Raw genomic sequence first — 18,421 nt, forward strand, 5'->3', positions numbered from 1 at the left:
TTATCTTAGCTAAAACATACGCTAAACAATCTTGTTTTAAGTATAACAGGCATTTTTTTAACTAACCAAATCATAAAAAACATCTACTCCTCTATTAAAACAACTACGTACTTATGAAAAAGATCTTATTAAGTTTTTTACTGTCGGTTCCTGTTTTGGGATTTTCTCAATCATTCCAGGTAAACCTTCAGGGACAAAAGCAGACAGCAATGGGAGGGGCGGGTGCTGGACTTGCTCTTGATGAAGCCGCTGTATTTTTTAACCCTGGTGCTGTTTCTTTTCTTAAAAGAAATGGAGTACAGGCAGGTGCCCATGGCATTTGGCTTAAGACCGCTTTTAATCAGACAGGCTCTGCAACAACTGAGTATAATAAAAACAAGATCCCTACACCTTTAGCTGCATACGCTGTTTTCGGATCTCCTGAGAATCGCTTAAGATTCGGATTGGGAGTATATACTCCATTTGGTGGAGCAATGCACTGGAATGAAGATTGGACAGGAAAATACACGGTTACTTCTCTTGATTTGCAATCCATTTATATTCAGCCGACTTTGAGTTTGAGAATTACTGATAACATTGGCATTGGCGGGGGATTGGTATATGCTTTAGGTAAAGTAGACCTTCAAAAGGCTGTTCCATATACGAATAATGGTGTACAGACTACTGCGCAGTTAAAGGGGGATTCAAAAGATTTCGGTTGGAATGCAGGTATATTCATTAAAACTGTCTCTGGTGTCTCTGTTGGTGTGACTCATCGCTCGCAGGTAACAGCCAAGGTAGAAAATGGGGATGCTAACTTCTTTAATGCTCCGGCCTCTGTACAGGCCTTATTGCCTACTAAATTTAATGCAACGCTGCCATTACCTGCTACAAGTACTGTTGGCTTTGGATTTTATCCATCAGAAAAAACAACTATCGCGCTTGACGTAAATTGGGTATGGTGGCATGCTTACAAGAATCTTGATTTTTATTATGATAAAGGCGACCCTACCTTATCTAAACGTAATTATCATGATGCTGCTACTTTCAGAATGGGTATTCAAAATGAAACAACTTCTTTTCTGACACTTAGGGCGGGGGCAGCTTATGCAATGTCGCCAGTAGGCGAAGGTTATGTTACGCCTGAAGTGCCAGATGCTGACAGAGTATTATTAAGTGCAGGTATAGGTTTGAAGCCCTCCGAACGTTTCGGCATAGATTTCTCTTTTTTGTACGAAAACATAAAAGCAAGAACTGAAACCAATATAGAAACAGGCCTTAGCGGTACTTTTAAAACTGTTGCTTACATCCCTGGTGTAGCATTATCCTATAAATTCTAATTTTCTAACAGTAACATCATGAAATCAACATATTTTTATAAAGGTGCTCTGGCACTGGCCATCCTTGGGTTGGCATCTTGTAAACCTACAATAGATACTCCAGCTCCAAACAAAGGGACAGCTGATTTTACTCGTTATATTGCATTAGGGAACTCGCTTACGGCTGGTTTTTCTGATGCTGGATTATATTTGGAAGGACAAAAGAATTCTTATCCTGAAATGATCGCTACTCAAATGAAAGCTGTTGGTGGCGGTAGTTTCAGTACACCTTTTTTTCCTGAATCTCAGTTTAACGGTTCAGGATATCTCAAGTTAACTGCGCTTGTTAACGGCGTTCCTACTATTGTTCCTGAGACATCAAATCTGGCAATCAGAGGTCAGGTTGGTGGTGTTAATTTATATACAAAATACACTGGTAATATTGAGAACTTTGGTATACCGGGTATTCAACTCGCCCATGTGAAAATTCCAGGTTACGGGACTTTAAATAATTATTATGAGCGTTTATTAACCGACGCAACTATAAATACTCCTTACCTTGATTTTGTTACAGCCAAGCCATGGACATTTTTTAGTAACTGGCTAGGAAATAATGATATTCTTGGTTATGCTAGTGCGGGAGCAACTGGAACATCTCCAACTCCAAAAGGTGCATTTGCTAGTCAGTACGCTGAAGTAATTACTAAGTTGACTTCAACAGGTGCTAAAGGTGTGGTTGCGACTGTACCTGATGTTACAAAAATTGCCTATTTTAATACAGTTACTTTACAGACTTTGCTTGCTGCTATTAATGCTACTCCAACAGGTAAGGATGTAAAGGATATTTATATTCAAACAGGGGCAGGAACCTCAAGACCTGCAACTGTAGAAGATCTGTTTACTTTGACTCTTAATTCTGCAGGTGTAATGGGAAAGCCAAATAATAATGGCATTCCTTACGGTTTACATCCAGCTAACCCGGTTGAGAGTAAGTATGTTTTAGATAAATCGGAAATAGAAGTAGTGAATGATTTTATTACTTCATATAATACTTCCATTAAGGATGTTGCTAATGCTAAAGGATTAGCAATTATGGATGCTCATAGTATGTTAAACGAATATGGTGCTGGTAAAATGGTTAATGGTATTCCGGTAAGTGCGGCTTTTATTAGAGGCAATCTTTTTTCATTGGATGGAACCCATTTAACCCCATTGGGATACGCCATCACAGCTAATGCTTTTATCGCAGCAATTAATGCCAAATACGGTTCTAGTATTCCGGTTGTAGATGTTTCTAAATATAGAGGCGTAAAATTTCCTTAGTTTTAGTCGAAACAGAATTAAAATGCCTGCTCATATTTAAATCATGAGCAGGCATTTTTCATTACGTTAAGAAATTATTTTACTTCTAATATCTTATCAATTTCCTTTGCAAGGTTTCTGTCTTTCTCCGTAACTACGTTGCCTGCATCGTGTGTTGAAAGCCATATTTCTACTTTGTTCCATTCATTGATCCACTTTGGATGATGATTATTTTTCTCAGCTAAAAAGGCTACTTTTAGCATAAAAGAAAAAGCTTCCTGGAAGTCTTTAAAGATTACAGCTTTATAAAGCTTTTTATCTATTTCTTCCCATTGCTTCTGTATGATCTTTTCCATTGTATTATTTTTTAAGGACGTAATTTTCTGCTAAATCTCCGGTAACTCTTTTTCCGTCCATATCTAATTGAGTTAAAGTATTCTCACCAACAAAAAATTGAGAAGAACGGTCTTTTAATCCCTCAAGAATAACTATTGAGCCAGTTTTATCCCACTTGAAATCTCCAGTTTCTTCAAAAACCTTATCGCCCTTGCCTTTATATCTTGTTTTAATGAGGTAAGTCATGTTTCTGTTCAATGTGACTTCTGTTTCTATACCTTCGCAGTCTGCACAAGGAGTAATACCTTTGTAAGTACCATTCCAATCGAGTGAAATCTGTGCATTGTGCATATCTGCACCGGGAACTTTGTCAACTGCAACTGTGTCTATACCGTCTGATACCGCATTGCTGTCTATTGTTGATTGTTGTTTTGTTTCTGAATTACAGCCCCATGTAATCATGGAGGCCGCTGCCAGAATAATGAGTTGTTTTTTCACGTGATAACTGTTTTATTTAAAAGATGAATAGCTTATTGTTTTAATCTGGCTTTGAACACTTTTTCTAATTTTTCCATTTTAGGTAAAATGACCAATCTGCAGTAAGGTTCATTACCATTTTTGTTGAAATAATCCTGATGATAATTTTCCGCTACATAAAATGGAGCGGCTTTATTTATGGTTGTGACAATTGGCTTGCCAAATGCTTTGGTGCTGTTTAATTCCTTTTTATATTTTTCTGCAATTTGTTTTTGCTCCTCACTATGATAAAAAATAACTGATCGGTATTGTGTACCTACATCTGCCCCCTGACGATTCAGCGTAGTTGGATCATGACTTTTCCAGAAAACTTCCAGTAACTCATCATATTTTATTTTTGCAGGGTCATAAGTCACTTCAATCACTTCTGCATGACCAGTAACACCGCTGCAAACATCTTCATAAGTAGGATTTACTGTTGAACCACCCTCATATCCTGAACGAACACTTACTACACCATTTAGTCTTTGAAATAAAGCTTCGGAGCACCAGAAGCACCCCATACCGAAAGTCGCTTTCTGTAATTTCGTTTGTCCATCTGAATTGTTTGCTATTAAGAGAACTAAGATCATAATCGATAAATGCTTCATGATTGCATAAATAAAATGAGGGAGTCACCCAGTTAAGTTCAGTAAAACAATAATCATGCCCACTACATCTATATACTAGATTTAGGTACGGATGGTTTTAATAGATTTGCAGACCTAAAAATTTTAAGTATATTAGATGAGTATTTTTTGAAAGATATTGAATTATTTTTGATTGTCCCAGCTTCAATTTTGAAGAAAGAAAGCGTTTAAAATTCAAAAAAAATGGACTTAGGTCGGACTTGGAGGGAGTCTCGAAGGACCTTAAAGTTAAAGGCGAAATTGCTTCGTACCTCCTTCGTATCTCCTTCGTGTTTGTTCGATCAATTCTGAATCAAAATACGACTAATTCCAGTCTGAAATTAAAACCGTTCTGTAGCTTTCTATCCGGGTTGTTCCAAATCCTGAAAAAATCTGATTTGTTTGTCTTCTTGCTGTTTTTTTGTTTAAATATTGATTTGAAACAAAGACCTAAAAAATTAGGTTATGTTGGTAACTTAAAATATTTATTTGTAGCTTTTTATCTTACTGGTGAATTGGCTTTAAGGTTTATCAACAATAGTTTCTTAAATTAGATTGTTGTTACTTACTAAAATATAGCATTATGTCTGCACCTTATATCCCATGTTTAGATCTGGGCTCATACATCAACGGAACTGAAGAAGAGCGTAAAAAATTCTCTGATGAATTGGGTAAGGCCTTTAATGATTCTGGTTTTGTGACCATTACCAATCACGGCGTTAGTCAGGAACTAATTGATAAGCTCTATAAAAATATTCAAGCGGCATTTAGTCTTTCGCCTGAACAAAAGAAGAAATACGAGAAAGTGGAACTGGCTGGTCAACGTGGCTATACAAGCCCGGGTAAAGAAACAGCTAAAGGAGCAAAAACGGCCGACTTGAAAGAGTTCTGGCAAATTGGTCAGGAAGTAATGGATGGCGATCCCATAAAGGAACAGTATCCTGATAATGAATTTCTGGAAGAGATTACGGGATTTAATGAGGTGACCAGAGAGATTTATCAACGATTGGAAGCTAATGGAAAACATTTATTAAGGGCAATAGCTACTTATTTAAATCTTCCCATTGATTATTTTGATAAGCATGTGCATAATGGGAATTCTATTTTAAGAGGTATTCATTATTTTCCTATCGAAAATCCGGATGCTTTGCCAGATGATGCAGTTCGTGCTGGTGCCCATGAGGATATTAACCTGATCACATTATTGATTGGTGCAAGTGCCGATGGCTTAGAAGTCTTAACCAGGAGTAATGAGTGGTTGCCAATTAAAGCGCATCATACCGATATTGTGGTAAATGTTGGTGATATGTTACAACGTCTAACTAATAATAAACTGAAATCAACAACGCACAGAGTGGTAAACCCACCTCGTGAACTAATGAAAACTTCCAGGTTTTCTGTCCCTTTCTTCTTGCATCCAAGAAGTGATATGGATCTGACAAGTCTGCAATCTTGTATTGATGCAGAACATCCTAAAGTTTATGAGGATATGACTGCTGGAGAGTATCTTGATGAAAGATTAAGAGAGATTGGGTTAAAAAAATAAAAGGGAGGCTTAGCAAACTCTTTGTGTAGTTTGCTAAGCCTTGTTGCAAACAGGTGCTGATTAGGTGAGATTCGATTCTAAGAGTGCCGCGAAGGCTGCACGCTGAAAGCAGGAGGGCTTGTTGTTGTTGGTGTATGCATATCAGATAGTTAGCCGGTATAGGCCACTTTACCTGATTTTAAATTCTCAATATGTTCCTGGCAAATTAGGTTAGCTTGTTTTAACAGATACTCTATTCGTTTAATTAAAGCACTCAGTTCATTGTTGGTTATATTAAATTTATCATTGTATCGCGCATCGCTAAACCCTTTCATTAATAAAGCGGATAATCTTGCACTTTCAGGGCTGGCTTCGGAAGGTGACAATGAATAGTCAGGAAGAGCGCTGTCAATAAGCTTGATCAATCTTTTTAAACTGTTGCTATTGCTGCGGTATCCGGTCAGTACTCTCAGCATTGCTGAATAACAATGCTGAAGACTCTGGTGAAGCATAAATACAGCAAGATTGTTTCGCTGTTCGCCAGAATAAAAATGCGCTCCCATCAGAAAACTTTGCGAGAGTGTAAACCATTGGAGCCAGAACTTCTCTCTTTTTGAAATACGTTCGCTGATGTTTTTACCAGTTGCAGCTGCAATAAAAGGCTCAGTTTCATTGTCGTATAATAGGATTCCTTTCCTGTATACTTTAGTGAAAAATGAGCTATTATTTTGTAAAGCTGCATTAATCTCTAACATGCGATGAACAATGACTGTTACATTTGCAAGGCCTTTCAGTTCTTCTTCCAGCCTTTGCTGGATTAAAATATCAGGAACAGATTCTGTTACTGATGGAATAACCAAAAGACAATAGCTGTTTGGCTCATGCTTTATAGCTTTCTGATCAGAAGAGAAACAGCTGATTTTCTTTTTGGCAATTACAATACTGCCAAAACAAATGATCTTTTCTGCTTTTACTTTTCTAAGTATAGCATGTGTAATGCTTTTTAATTCAATTGTTTCAATGCTTTCGGCTACGGCTCTAGCCGCTGCTACAGGTATTTTTTGTTTCTTCATACTACAGTTTTTAATGGTGTTTTTAATATTTAAGTTTATTACATTAGCAATTGTTGTATGGTAAACGTGCGTTCTTTTGATGAGAAATTGAAATCAAAAGAATGTTTTAATGAAATTGTTTTGGAAGATATTGATTTACAGGTAAATAAAATTGGATCTCGGTTAGGTGAGGTACGAAAAGTAATGGAAATGACTAAGGAAGAGTTTTATAGTCCTGTTACTAAACATGTAAGTAACTTCACAGCTATAGAAAACGGTAAAAGAAATATCGGTAGACGGTTGTTGGATGACATTGCTAAGTATTATCATGTAAGTCCAGATTGGCTGGAGACAGGCGAGGGTGATATGTTTGAAGAGGGGTTGTCCAATGATGAGATTTCGGCAATGAAAAAAGGAGTGCCGTATTTTAATGTAAATCTTTCGGAAATATCTTTCGAGAGCTTTAACACATTAAGGGAACCACCTGAATATTATGTAAACTTCAGACCATTTAATGATTGTGATGCTTATTTACCGATTTATGGAGATAGCATGTATCCTAAATATGCAAGTGGCGAGATCATAGCGGTAAGAGAGATCAGAAATTTTAATATCATCCAATGGGGAGAAGCTTATCTCCTGATAGGTGATGAAAGAGCAAACAGTATCACTACAGTTAAATTGCTGTTTGAGCATTCAAGTCAAAATAAGGTCATTCTGCGCTCATCGAATCCAAATTTTAAAGGAGACACAGTGATTGATAAAGATATGATCAAAAGAATGTTTATTGTAAAAGGAAAGGTAACCAGAAATCAACTATAAGTTGGTTTCTGGTCTAAAGTGCCTTGTCAATAGCTTTATTAATAACATCTTGTATTCTGCCTCTGATTTTCATCGTGATCAGTTTATCTGTTACAGCAGGATATACACGATTAGAAAGAAAAATATATATTAGACCTCTTGAAGGATCTACCCACACACACGTTCCGGTATATCCTGTATGTCCATAAGTTTGTGGCGAAGCTGTCTCGGAAGGATATTTTTTTGTCAAATCAGGATCCCATCTGTCAAAGCCTAAACCTCTTCTGCTTACATCAGATTGCTTCGAAGTAAACATATTTACAGTCTGAGGTGTAAAATATTGTTGTCCACCATAACTGCCCTTATTTAATAACATCTGATAAATGATTGCTACATCGTTTGCACTGGCAAATAATCCCGCATGTCCGGAAACGCCACCTGCTAATGCAGCTCCCTGATCATGAACATAGCCCTGTAATAATGTTTTTCTGAAATAATTATCCTGTTCAGTAGGTACAATCTGTTCTCTCGCAAATCTGTTCCTGGGTAAGAAACCTGCAGTTTGCATACCAAGTGGTTTGTAAAAATTTTCCTGTACATATTGATCTAATGGAGTTTGAGTAATGTGTTCAGCTATTTCTTTCATGACATACATGCTGATATCACTGTAAACATAAGTGCCCCTTGTTTTTATTGGTGAATTCAGCATTTTTGGCCACATTACATCTTTAAAATAGTTTTTTCGGATGAAATAGTTGTCGGCCACTTTTGTAGGATAAGCAATACTGGAATCGCGACTATAATCACCTGGTTGTATGTTGTTATGAAAGGGAATGAATGGGATAAAACCTGCCTGGTGAAGCATAACTTCGCGTACCTTTATATTGGCCATTGGAGTGTTTCTGGCTCTGGGGATATAGGTTGCAATATTCGTATCAAGGTTTAATTTTTGTTGTTCAACCAATCGCATGATGGTTGGGGTTGTAGCTGTGGTTTTAGTTAAAGATGCAAGGTCAAAGATATCGGATAAGCGGTCGGGTCTGATATTATCATAGGTATGGTTGCCGTAGGCTTTATTGAAAATAACTTTCCCATCTTTGGCTACGAGGACAACCATGCCAGGAGCAGCCTTTGTCTTAATCGCCTCATTGGCAATGTTATCTATTTCTCTTAGGTTGTTTGCATTTACATTCGCATCTTCTGGTAGTGTGTATTTTAGACGAATGGTATTTGTGGTGTAACCTGTACCCATAGTATACTTTGGAGAATAGCTTTGATTAAGCTTCTGAGTTATGGCTATACCTCCAAAAATCATTTGTGGGACAATAACAGCAGAAATAGGTGTGTTTTCTGTAGTCCAAATAATGGGAGACTTAATTCCGTCAAGCACATTAAGTGCTCTACCTTCACCAAAGAGCGATATAATAACCTGTTTATTTTTTGCGGTATTTAAAATGAAGTTGATGTTACGGGGATCGTTAATTGCAGTAGATGGTAACGTAATGATAACAGTGTTGAAATACTTTAGGTCATCCTCCAGATCATTTAGTGTTGCAGAATTAGAGTAGTCGGCCGATGAGAAGCTGGATACCTTTGCGTATTTATATAACAAGCTATCATATATCAGCTGATTGGTAAAACCAAGATTTACAGAAGCAATGGTTCTTTTGTCAAGATTTAAAAGAGGGATAGTGTTTTCTTGATTATTCAGTAGTACCGTGTTACTCACAATGGTTTTAGAGACCATTAATATCTGTTCATTTTGCTGATGGTCCTGCTGTGCACAGGCAGTAAATGTAAACAAAGCAAAAAAACTAATGGTTATAATGCCTGTGAGGCTATTTCTTCTCATGAATAATAGGTTTAAATCTATGTTTGCTAACATAAATATAATGGTAATTTTATGGTAATATCTGAAAGATACGGAACAAATATCTAAAAAGATAGGATAACATGAGCCGTATTTTCCCTAAATTAGCGACTTTACCGAAGATATTATAGATGTCAGATATTATACAGCTTTTACCAGATAGTGTAGCCAATCAAATTGCCGCAGGTGAAGTAGTGCAAAGGCCTGCTTCTGCAGTTAAGGAGCTTTTGGAGAATGCGATTGATGCGGGAGCAAGTAAGATACAGTTGATTGTTAAGGATGCTGGGAAAGCGCTGATACAAGTGATAGATAATGGATCTGGTATGAGTGTTACTGATGCCAGAATGTGCTTTGAGCGTCATGCGACTTCTAAAGTCCGTAAAGCTGAGGATTTATTCGCTATTCGTACTATGGGCTTCAGAGGTGAAGCAATGGCTTCTATTGCTGCTATTGCGCAGGTTGAATTGAAGACTCGTAAACATGATGAAGAGATTGGTACTTCAATTGAAATTGAAGGCTCTGAATTTATAAAGCAGGAACCTGTAGCCACATCTGCCGGAACAAGTATCAGTATTAAAAACCTTTTTTATAATACACCTGCAAGACGTAACTTTTTGAAAAGCAATCCTGCTGAAATGCGTCATATCATCGATGAGTTTCAGCGTGTAACGCTGGCACATCCTGGAATTGCTTTTACACTTCACCATGATGGCGTGGAAATTTTTCACTTGCCTTCTTCTGTTCTGAAACAAAGGATTGTCCACTTGTTTGGAAATAACTACAATGAGCGTTTAATCCCGGTTGAAGAAGAAACGAGCATTATCAATTTAAAAGGATATATCGGAAAACCTGAGTACGCAAAGAAGACGAGGGGAGAGCAGTTCTTTTTTGTGAACAACCGTTTCATAAAAGATGCTTATCTGAATCATGCGATTAACCGGGCCTATGAGGAGTTGTTGCAGGATGATCATTTTCCCTTGTATGTGCTTTTTATAGATATAGATCCAGCTAATATTGATGTAAATGTACACCCTACAAAGACGGAGATCAAATACCTGGATGAGAAGTCTATTTATGCAATCCTGCATTCAGCAGTAAAAAGATCATTAGGCAGGTTTAATATTAGTCCAACAATTGATTTTGATCAGGAAACGGGGTTCAGTGGTATGATTACGCATAAATCACCTGAAGAAATTGTGCCACCAAGCATTAGCTTTAATCCTGATTTTAATCCTTTTGCTGGAGATAAACCAGTCGCCTCAAGAGAAACTGCTTATGCCAGCTTTCCGAAAAGCTATGGTGGCGGTGGCGGAAATATCTCACCAAGCACTAAAAACTGGGGTTCATTATATGAAATCGCTAATCATGACCAGGCAGAACAGTCATCATTGGAATTACCCGTTGCCGAAACCGAACATCAGTTTACACCGGTACAAAAACAACTGATGCAACTGCATAATCGCTATATCATCTCTCAGATTAAATCGGGTATTATGCTTATTGACCAGCAGGCTGCTCATGAGCGAATTTTATATGAACGTTTTATTTTGCATCTGGAAGACAGAAAGGGGGCTTCCCAGCAAAGTCTTTTTCCACAAACGGTAACATTAAGTACTAACGACTATGAATTGGCCAAAGGTTTATTGGAGGATATTAAAAGTTTAGGCTTTGAAGTAAGAGATTTTGGAAAAAATACGTTAGTAATTGAAGGTATTCCTGTGGATCTTGGAGGTGGAAACATTAATGAAACTCAATTGTTTGAACATCTGATCGAAGGCTTTAAAAATTCGCAGCAAGAATTAAAATTAGATAAAAGAGATGCACTTGCCAGAAGTATGGCCAGAAACAGTGCTATAAAAAATGGTACGGCACTAGGGCAGGAAGAGATGAATACATTGATAGAGCAGCTTTTTGCCTGTAAAACACCTAACTTTAGCATTAGCGGTAAGCCCGTAATCCAAACGATTGGTCTGGCTGAGCTTGATAAAAAATTTGATAAATAGATACATGAATAATATCCATATACCGCCTGTAGTAAAGAACTTATTGATCATAAATGTGTTGTTCTTTGCAGCAAAATATGTGCTTTTAAATGCAAATATTGATCTTGACCGATTATTGGGTGCTTATTATTTCGACTCCCAGTATTTTGGAATCTGGCAGTTGGTTACTTATATGTTTATGCATGGCGATTTTATGCATATTTTCTTCAATATGTTTGCATTGTTCATGTTTGGTGGGGTACTGGAGTCAAGATGGGGAGCAAAAAGATTCTTACAATTCTATGTAATTACCGGTTTGGGGGCCGTAGCTCTGCAAATGGCAGTTCAAGCTTATGAAGTTTATAATATTACAGGAGCAATCTACAATAATCCGATTCAGCTGGAATTTTTAAAAAATCAGGGGGTTCAAGGCTATATTAATATTGGAGGAATAATGGATGCCCAAAAACAAACATTAATGGGGATTTATGGTTTCCCCATGGTTGGAGCATCCGGAGCCGTATTTGGTTTGCTGGTAGCTTTCGGTATGCTATATCCGAATACACAGATGTATGTAATGTTCATCCCTGTTCCAATTAAAGCAAAGTTTCTGATTCCAGTATATATCCTTATGGAGCTTTCTTTAGGTGTAGCAAGAATTCCTGGTGATTCTATTGCGCATTATGCACACCTTGGTGGGGCACTTTTAGGGTTTATAATGGTCAAATTATGGGGAGATAGAAATAACGATAGATTTTATACCTATTATGAATAGTAACCTGTTAAAAGATTTAAAATATAAAGTATTCCAATCGGGTAATCCTGTATTCTTTTATATAGGCATCAATGTCCTGATTTTTGTTGTCTTTGCATTGCTTAATATTCCTTTCTTTTTATCTGGGAAAGGCGGGATTGTTTACGATGCACTTATAAGAGAATATGCTGGCTTCCCAGCTTCTTTATCGAAATTACCTACCAGGTTTTATACCATCATAACTTATCAGTTTTTCCATGATGGATTATGGCATATTCTTTTTAATATGCTTTGGTTGTTCTGGCTGGGGAATATCTTTCTTGATTTTTTAAAGCCTCGTCAGTTTCATTTTGTTTATCTGGCTGGTGGTATCGCCGGAGCATTATTATATCTGTTGGCATACAATATCTTTCCTGTTTTTGCTGAAGTAAGACCAGCTGCTACAGTAATTGGATCATCTGCTGCTGTAATGGCTGTTATTGTTGCCACGGCGACTTTACTACCTGATTATAGCATGAGGTTATTGTTATTTGGTGAGGTCAAACTTAAATATCTGGCGCTGGCTTATATCGTTTTAGATCTGATTGGGATTGCTTCCAAGGATGCTGGAGGCAGCTTTGCACATATTGGTGGTGCTATACTTGGCTTTACATACATTAAATTACTGAAAGGTGGAGCTGATTGGAGTAAAATATTTAAGCGTAAACCTAAGCTTAGGGTTGTTAAGAATGATTCAGGAAAGCAACCAGGCAGGAAGCAAAATGAAGGTGTAAATCAGGAAGAAATAGATCGTATCCTGGATAAAATTTCTAAAACAGGGTATGATAAACTAAGTAAGCAGGAGAAAGAAACGCTATTTAAGGCGAGTAAAGACTAATGAAACGAGCTAAGCCTACATTTCTGGATAAATGTTTTCGTCTGGCAGCAGTGGGCCTGGTTATTGGTCTTGTCCTGGGAATGCTAGCAGGTGGAACAGATCCCCGTAGGTTTCAGCTTATCGCATTTTTTGGTTTAGCTTATCCGTATTTCTTGTTGCTGAATATATTGATGATTGTTTGGTGGTGCCTACGTAAGAGATGGACTTTTGCGGTTTCAACATCTGTGCTGATTTTAATAGGCTGGACACCCTTAACTGCAACATTTGGATTTATTGGCGAAAAGGGAGAAGGGGCTAAGATTAACCCTGAACACATCAGAGTGATGACTTATAATGTACATAGCTTTAAACCATATGGACAAAATTATATAGATCCGGTAAAACAACAGATGCTCAATCTGATTGAGGAAGAAAATCCTGATATCATTTGTTTTCAGGAGTATTTTACAAGGAGAAAAGGGAGCTATGATATTACCGATAGTCTAAAACGTATTTTAAATAAACCTTACTATTATTTCGTCCCCTCATCTGAGAATGATTATGAGGCTACGGGATTGGCCATTTTCTCCAAATATCCGATTAAAAATAAAGGTGAGATAACCTTTGTTAATGGTTTTGGAAATTCGAGCATTTTTGTAGATGTAATGATTGGAAAGAAAATATTAAGGGTATATAACGTTCATCTTCAATCTATATCATTTGATAAACAAGATTATAATTATCTGGATCAGGTAAAGTATAAAATGGAGCCTAAGCTTTATCCCTCAAAAAGAATCCTGATCATGTTAAGGAATGCTTTCTTGAAGCGTAGTGGACAGGTTGATATAATGAAGGCACATATGGAAACCTGCAAGACTCCTTTTATAGTGGCTGGTGATTTTAATGATACTCCTGCATCTTATGCGGTAAGGCAAATGACAAAGTCATTAAAGAATGCATTCAAAGAAAAAGGAACAGGCCTTGGGAAGACCTATAATGGTAAATTTCCAAATTTTCAGATCGATTATATTGCTACAACTCAATCAATAGAGGTGCTAAATTATCGAATCATACCCGCTAAATTGTCAGATCACTTCCCTGTTCGCAGTGATTTGATATTAAACCCATAAATTTTTTAACTTTACAGAATGAATAACGGCTTACAACTGTACAATACCCTGACACGAAAGAAGGAAATTTTTGAACCGCTCAACGCGCCTCATGTGGGCATGTATGTTTGCGGACCTACCGTATATAGTGATGTTCATTTAGGTAATTGTCGTACATTCATTTCTTTTGATTTAATATTCAGATATCTGAAATATAGTGGATATAAAGTCCGCTATGTTCGTAATATTACTGATGCAGGGCATTTAGAGGGTGACCGTGATGAGGGGGATGATAAATTTGCAAAGCGTGCAAAGCTGGAGCAGCTTGAGCCTATGGAAATTGTCCAGAAGTACACACTTGGTTTTCATGATGTGTTGCGCATGTTTAATACCCTTCCACCTAGTATTGAGCCTACTGCTACAGGACACATTACTGAACAGATTGAAATGATCAAAGAGATCATTGCCAACGGGTATGGGTATGAGGTAAATGGAACAGTCTATTTTGACGTTGAAAAATACAGTGCAAAATATAACTATACAATATTAACAAATAGAAACCTGGAAGATATGCTGGCTAATACACGCGAGCTGGGCGGACAGGATGATAAAAAAGGAAGACTTGATTTTGCACTATGGATAAAGGCAAAGCCTGAAACATTGATGCGCTGGCCATCGCCATGGGGTGAAGGTTTTCCGGGCTGGCATATTGAATGCTCGGCCATGAGTGCCAAATATCTAGGTGAAGAGTTTGATATACATGGTGGTGGCATGGACCTGGCTGCTACGCATCATACAAATGAAATAGCACAGTCTGAAGCTTGTAGTCATAAACAGCCTGCAAAATATTGGATGCATACCAATATGCTTACTGTAAATGGTACGCGTATGTCTAAATCTGCTGGTAATGGCTTTCTCCCAGGTGAACTTTTTACTGGTGATCATCCTTTGCTGGAACGTGGGTTCAGTCCTATGACAGTTAAGTTTTTTATGCTTCAGGCACACTATCGTAGTACACTAGATTTTTCAAATGAAGCTTTAGATGCTTCTGAAAAAGGATTCAGACGTTTAATGAATGCGCTGAGTCTGCTTGACAAATTAAGTTCGTCGACAGAAAGTGATTTCGAAATCGATCCTATTATAAAGAATTGCGTAAAAGCAATGAATGATGATTTTAATAGTCCTGTGGTTATTGCGGAATTATTCGAAGCTACCCGGATCATCAATATTGTTTACGATGGGAAAGGAAAAATCTCTGAGATTGAGCTTGATAAGTTGAAAAAGCTGATGAATGATTTTGTATTCGATATCTTTGGATTAAAGGATGAGGATAGCTCTAATATTGAACTTAATGCTGTTTTAGATATGGTGATCGATATCCGTAAAGCTGCAAAAGAGAATAAGGATTATGCAACTTCTGATAAAATACGTCTAGGATTGCAAAGTATGGGGATACAATTAAAAGACAGTAAGGACGGCACAACCTGGACTAAAGCTTAATATGTGTAATTGTTAATTACTTTTTTAAAGAGAATTATATCCATATCCTATATTCGCAACGCAAACTATATATTATGATGAACAAGATATTTTATACAATTATTGCAGCTTCACTTACAGTTGGTGCTTATGCCCAAAAATCTGATGGAAGTACTAAATCCCTGGTAAAGGCTGAGAAAGAATTTGCTGCTACACTAGCTAAAAATGGTTCTAAGGCTGCCTATGCTTCTTTTGCTGCTGCAGATGGACTGGCATTTAGACCAAATCCGGTAAATGCAAAGACATTTTACGCTTCACACCCTGATAGTAAAGACATCAGTTGGACACCTGTGTATGCTAAAGTTTCCAGAAGTGGAGATTGGGGGTTTACAACAGGTCCTTACACAGAAAAAGGAGATAAGACATCTTATGGCCAATATTTAAGTGTTTGGAAAGCTAATGGTTCTAAATGGGAACTTGCACTAGATCTGGGGACTAGCAGCAATAAACCTTTAAATAAAGTAACTCCATTATTTATTGAACCTAAAGACTTTTATAAACCTAAGTTTTTAAATGATAAGCAAAGAGCTGCTGGGGCGGACATTATTGCTACGACAGAGAAGACTTTAAATACTACGTTAAAGTCTTATGGAATGCCTGCTTTTGCTGGGTTCTTAAATCCAGATGCACGTTTGCTATTTCCAGGATATGAGCCAATGATTGGTAAAGACAATATCCTGCCTTTCTTTAATAGCATGATTAGCAAAATAAATTTGAAAACTACTAAAGTGGATAAAGCTGACGGTGGTGATCTGGCTTATACATATGGAATAGCTACGGTTGATTATAAAGCAGACTTAAGAGAAAGCTTCAATTATGTTTTTATTTATGAGCGTCAGGCTGATCATAACTGGAATATCATTGTGCAGGTGTTCTCACCAGCAGAGCGGTAATAAGATCCTTAAATAAGAAAAGGTACTATATCATCGTAGATATGGTACCTTTTTTGTTTACAGCCAATAAATCCTTAATTTATGCCGTTATTAAAATATTCATGAAGAAAATACTTATAGTTACCGCCCTTCTATTCATATCATTTATTCCTACCAGGGCTCAAAAGTTTATGCTAATAGGCCACCAGGGTGCAAGAGGTATTATGCCTGAAAATACCATTCAGGGAATGCTCAAAGCACTGGACCTTGACGCAAATGTATTAAATATGGATGTCGTGATTTCTAAAGATGAAAGGGTAGTTCTTTCTCACGAACCATATTTTAATAACGAGATTAGTAAAACGCCATCTGGTAAGCCTATTTCTTTTAAAGATGAAAAGAAATACAATATGTTTAAAATGGATTATGAGGAGATCAGGAAATTTGATGTTGGTTCAAAGCTACATCCCAGGTTTCCCGGACAAATGAAATTTAAAGCATATAAACCATTGCTTTCTGAGGTGATAGATTCTGTTGAAGCCTACGTAAAGAAGAACAGATTAGCAAAGCCACTTTACAATATAGAAACAGCTTTGATCAGAAAGGGAGATGGTGAGTTTCAGCCAGATGCATCAGTGTTTATTGAGCGGATTATGGAGATCATAAAGAAAAAGAAATTAACAAAAAGAGTTATCATTCAGTCGCTTGATGTGCGTACGCTTCAATATTTAAAAGAGCATTATCCAGCTATTAAAACATCGTTGATGGTGGATGAAAAGCAAGATTTCGAAGATGGGATACAGGCACTAGGATTTACACCGGACTATTACAGCCCTTATTATGTATTGGTAGGAAAGGGCCTGGTAGACCGTTGTCATGCTGCTGGTGTAAAGATTATTCCATGGACAGTAAATACAGCGAAAGACATGAATTACCTGATTAATCTTGGTGTTGATGGTATCATTACCGATTATCCTAATCAGTATACACGTATCATGCAGCAAAAAAGAAACTAATATAAGTTCTTAATGATGTTTTCTATAGATAAACCCTCTGCTTCTGCACGGTAATTGCGTACAATACGATGGCGTAAGATCGCTTCCGCTACAGCTTGCACATCTTCAATGTCAGGAGCATATTTTCCTGTAATTGCAGCATGACATTTAGCACCTATAATCAGAAACTGTGAAGCCCTTGGGCCTGCACCCCAGTTGATGTATTTGTTAACCTCTTCAGTCGCCAAAGAAGTGTTTGGACGTGTTTTATTAACCAATTTTACTACATACTCAACAACATTGTCAGTTACAGGAATGTTTCTTACCAGTGTTTGGAAATATTGAATCTGACTAGCATTAATAATCTTATTCAATTTAACCTCATTGTTACTGGTTGTATTTTTTACAATAGTCAGTTCATCTTCAAATGAAGGGTATCCCAAGTGGACATTAAACATAAACCTGTCTAGCTGTGCTTCTGGCAGAGGGTAGGTTCCTTCCTGTTCAATTGGATTTTGCGTAGCGAGAACAAAGAAGGGCTTAGGCAAGGTATGTGTTAATCCTGCCGCTGTGACAGCTTTTTCTTGCATCGCCTCTAATAATGCTGCCTGTGTTTTTGGTGGGGTCCTATTGATTTCATCAGCAAGAATAATGTTAGAGAAAATGGGACCATTAATGAATTTAAAGTTACGGTCTTCACCAAGAATTTCAGCACCAATAATATCACTAGGCATTAAATCAGGAGTAAACTGTATCCTGTTAAAGTTTAAGTCTAATACACTTGCTACAGTCTGAACCAGTAAGGTTTTAGCTAACCCAGGTACCCCAACCAATAAACAATGTCCATTGCTAAAAATAGAGATCAGGACAGACTTAATAATTTCATCCTGTCCGATTACTACTTTTCCTATTTCAGCTTTAATGCTTTTATAGGATTGATGCAATGCATCAACAGCTTTAATGTCATTGTCAAACTGCATAAGCG

General features: G+C 37.2%; 17 protein-coding genes. 11 read left to right on the top strand and 6 right to left on the bottom strand.

Translation table 11 applies throughout. The features are described from left to right. Window positions 1-113: 113 nt before the first annotated feature. On the top strand, window positions 114-1,319 hold the full coding sequence (locus ABDJ41_RS02875; RefSeq protein WP_349784235.1) for an OmpP1/FadL family transporter: 1,206 nt from the start codon (window positions 114-116) through the stop codon (window positions 1,317-1,319). A gap of 18 nt (window positions 1,320-1,337) precedes the next feature. Beyond that, window positions 1,338-2,621, top strand: a complete 1,284-nt coding sequence (locus tag ABDJ41_RS02880) for an SGNH/GDSL hydrolase family protein (protein WP_349784236.1) — start codon at window positions 1,338-1,340, stop codon at window positions 2,619-2,621. A 74-nt stretch (window positions 2,622-2,695) separates the two neighbouring features. Here the strand turns inward: ABDJ41_RS02880 and ABDJ41_RS02885 are convergent, their stop codons facing one another. The 3 genes from ABDJ41_RS02885 to msrA are packed head-to-tail and all read right to left on the bottom strand — an operon-like array spanning window position 2,696 to window position 4,063. Further along, the gene (locus tag ABDJ41_RS02885; RefSeq protein ID WP_349784237.1) at window positions 2,696-2,956 is read right to left on the bottom strand and encodes a 4a-hydroxytetrahydrobiopterin dehydratase; all 261 of its coding nucleotides are present in this window, start codon (window positions 2,954-2,956) and stop codon (window positions 2,696-2,698) included. A gap of 4 nt (window positions 2,957-2,960) precedes the next feature. Then, entirely contained in the window at window positions 2,961-3,434 is a 474-nt protein-coding gene (locus ABDJ41_RS02890; protein WP_349784238.1) for a copper resistance protein NlpE, read from the bottom strand. A gap of 32 nt (window positions 3,435-3,466) precedes the next feature. After that, on the bottom strand, window positions 3,467-4,063 hold the full coding sequence (msrA, locus tag ABDJ41_RS02895; RefSeq protein ID WP_349784239.1) for a peptide-methionine (S)-S-oxide reductase MsrA: 597 nt from the start codon (window positions 4,061-4,063) through the stop codon (window positions 3,467-3,469). A 601-nt stretch (window positions 4,064-4,664) separates the two neighbouring features. Between msrA and ABDJ41_RS02900 the strand changes: the two genes are divergently transcribed. Beyond that, on the top strand, window positions 4,665-5,627 hold the full coding sequence (locus ABDJ41_RS02900) for an isopenicillin N synthase family dioxygenase (protein ID WP_349784240.1): 963 nt from the start codon (window positions 4,665-4,667) through the stop codon (window positions 5,625-5,627). Window positions 5,628-5,776: 149 nt separating this feature from the next. On the opposite strand, the gene ABDJ41_RS02905 is transcribed toward ABDJ41_RS02900, so the two are convergent. Next, complete coding sequence (locus tag ABDJ41_RS02905) at window positions 5,777-6,679, bottom strand: HEPN domain-containing protein (RefSeq protein WP_349784241.1); 903 nt, start codon at window positions 6,677-6,679, stop codon at window positions 5,777-5,779. A gap of 57 nt (window positions 6,680-6,736) precedes the next feature. Between ABDJ41_RS02905 and ABDJ41_RS02910 the strand changes: the two genes are divergently transcribed. After that, on the top strand, window positions 6,737-7,480 hold the full coding sequence (locus tag ABDJ41_RS02910; RefSeq protein ID WP_349784242.1) for an XRE family transcriptional regulator: 744 nt from the start codon (window positions 6,737-6,739) through the stop codon (window positions 7,478-7,480). Window positions 7,481-7,493: 13 nt separating this feature from the next. On the opposite strand, the gene ABDJ41_RS02915 is transcribed toward ABDJ41_RS02910, so the two are convergent. Continuing rightward, window positions 7,494-9,311: a serine hydrolase domain-containing protein gene (locus tag ABDJ41_RS02915; protein WP_349784243.1), complete on the bottom strand. Its 1,818-nt coding sequence runs from the start codon at window positions 9,309-9,311 to the stop codon at window positions 7,494-7,496. Between the two features lie 149 nt (window positions 9,312-9,460). On the opposite strand from ABDJ41_RS02915, the gene mutL reads away from it, so the two are divergent. From mutL to ABDJ41_RS02950, 7 genes are all read left to right on the top strand, one after another. Next, window positions 9,461-11,332 (top strand): DNA mismatch repair endonuclease MutL, encoded by a 1,872-nt coding sequence (gene mutL, locus ABDJ41_RS02920; RefSeq protein WP_349784244.1) that lies wholly within the window; start codon window positions 9,461-9,463, stop codon window positions 11,330-11,332. A 4-nt stretch (window positions 11,333-11,336) separates the two neighbouring features. Then, window positions 11,337-12,086: a rhomboid family intramembrane serine protease gene (locus ABDJ41_RS02925; RefSeq protein ID WP_349784245.1), complete on the top strand. Its 750-nt coding sequence runs from the start codon at window positions 11,337-11,339 to the stop codon at window positions 12,084-12,086. Further along, window positions 12,079-12,942 (top strand): rhomboid family intramembrane serine protease, encoded by an 864-nt coding sequence (locus ABDJ41_RS02930; RefSeq protein WP_349784246.1) that lies wholly within the window; start codon window positions 12,079-12,081, stop codon window positions 12,940-12,942. The genes ABDJ41_RS02925 and ABDJ41_RS02930 overlap by 8 nt, the downstream gene beginning before the upstream one ends. Then, a complete protein-coding gene (locus ABDJ41_RS02935) occupies window positions 12,942-14,051 on the top strand; it encodes an endonuclease/exonuclease/phosphatase family protein (protein WP_349784247.1) in 1,110 nt (369 codons plus the stop codon). The genes ABDJ41_RS02930 and ABDJ41_RS02935 overlap by 1 nt, the downstream gene beginning before the upstream one ends. An 18-nt stretch (window positions 14,052-14,069) precedes the next feature. Next, window positions 14,070-15,530 carry a cysteine--tRNA ligase gene (gene cysS, locus ABDJ41_RS02940; RefSeq protein ID WP_349784248.1) on the top strand — a complete coding sequence of 487 codons (1,461 nt, stop codon included), beginning with the start codon at window positions 14,070-14,072 and terminating at the stop codon, window positions 15,528-15,530. 74 nt (window positions 15,531-15,604) lie between these two features. Next, on the top strand, window positions 15,605-16,462 hold the full coding sequence (locus ABDJ41_RS02945; protein WP_349784249.1) for a nuclear transport factor 2 family protein: 858 nt from the start codon (window positions 15,605-15,607) through the stop codon (window positions 16,460-16,462). 101 nt (window positions 16,463-16,563) lie between these two features. Further along, window positions 16,564-17,457 carry a glycerophosphodiester phosphodiesterase family protein gene (locus ABDJ41_RS02950; RefSeq protein WP_349784250.1) on the top strand — a complete coding sequence of 298 codons (894 nt, stop codon included), beginning with the start codon at window positions 16,564-16,566 and terminating at the stop codon, window positions 17,455-17,457. Here the strand turns inward: ABDJ41_RS02950 and ABDJ41_RS02955 are convergent. Next, window positions 17,454-18,416: an AAA family ATPase gene (locus tag ABDJ41_RS02955; RefSeq protein WP_349784251.1), complete on the bottom strand. Its 963-nt coding sequence runs from the start codon at window positions 18,414-18,416 to the stop codon at window positions 17,454-17,456. The genes ABDJ41_RS02950 and ABDJ41_RS02955 overlap by 4 nt on opposite strands. Window positions 18,417-18,421: the final 5 nt, after the last annotated feature.

This window comes from Pedobacter sp. ASV1-7, assembly GCF_040203335.1.
Classification (GTDB): domain Bacteria; phylum Bacteroidota; class Bacteroidia; order Sphingobacteriales; family Sphingobacteriaceae; genus Pedobacter.

Coding starts and splice junctions, on each gene's coding strand:
- ABDJ41_RS02900 (WP_349784240.1), top strand. CDS start 4,665: ATGTCTGCACCTTATATCCCATGTTTAGATCTGGGCTCATACATCAAC.
- cysS (WP_349784248.1), top strand. CDS start 14,070: ATGAATAACGGCTTACAACTGTACAATACCCTGACACGAAAGAAGGAA.
- ABDJ41_RS02905 (WP_349784241.1), bottom strand. CDS start 6,679: ATGAAGAAACAAAAAATACCTGTAGCAGCGGCTAGAGCCGTAGCCGAA.
- msrA (WP_349784239.1), bottom strand. CDS start 4,063: ATGAAGCATTTATCGATTATGATCTTAGTTCTCTTAATAGCAAACAAT.
- ABDJ41_RS02915 (WP_349784243.1), bottom strand. CDS start 9,311: ATGAGAAGAAATAGCCTCACAGGCATTATAACCATTAGTTTTTTTGCT.
- ABDJ41_RS02875 (WP_349784235.1), top strand. CDS start 114: ATGAAAAAGATCTTATTAAGTTTTTTACTGTCGGTTCCTGTTTTGGGA.
- ABDJ41_RS02880 (WP_349784236.1), top strand. CDS start 1,338: ATGAAATCAACATATTTTTATAAAGGTGCTCTGGCACTGGCCATCCTT.
- ABDJ41_RS02935 (WP_349784247.1), top strand. CDS start 12,942: ATGAAACGAGCTAAGCCTACATTTCTGGATAAATGTTTTCGTCTGGCA.
- ABDJ41_RS02885 (WP_349784237.1), bottom strand. CDS start 2,956: ATGGAAAAGATCATACAGAAGCAATGGGAAGAAATAGATAAAAAGCTT.
- ABDJ41_RS02955 (WP_349784251.1), bottom strand. CDS start 18,416: ATGCAGTTTGACAATGACATTAAAGCTGTTGATGCATTGCATCAATCC.
- ABDJ41_RS02910 (WP_349784242.1), top strand. CDS start 6,737: ATGGTAAACGTGCGTTCTTTTGATGAGAAATTGAAATCAAAAGAATGT.
- ABDJ41_RS02945 (WP_349784249.1), top strand. CDS start 15,605: ATGATGAACAAGATATTTTATACAATTATTGCAGCTTCACTTACAGTT.
- mutL (WP_349784244.1), top strand. CDS start 9,461: ATGTCAGATATTATACAGCTTTTACCAGATAGTGTAGCCAATCAAATT.
- ABDJ41_RS02950 (WP_349784250.1), top strand. CDS start 16,564: ATGAAGAAAATACTTATAGTTACCGCCCTTCTATTCATATCATTTATT.
- ABDJ41_RS02925 (WP_349784245.1), top strand. CDS start 11,337: ATGAATAATATCCATATACCGCCTGTAGTAAAGAACTTATTGATCATA.
- ABDJ41_RS02930 (WP_349784246.1), top strand. CDS start 12,079: ATGAATAGTAACCTGTTAAAAGATTTAAAATATAAAGTATTCCAATCG.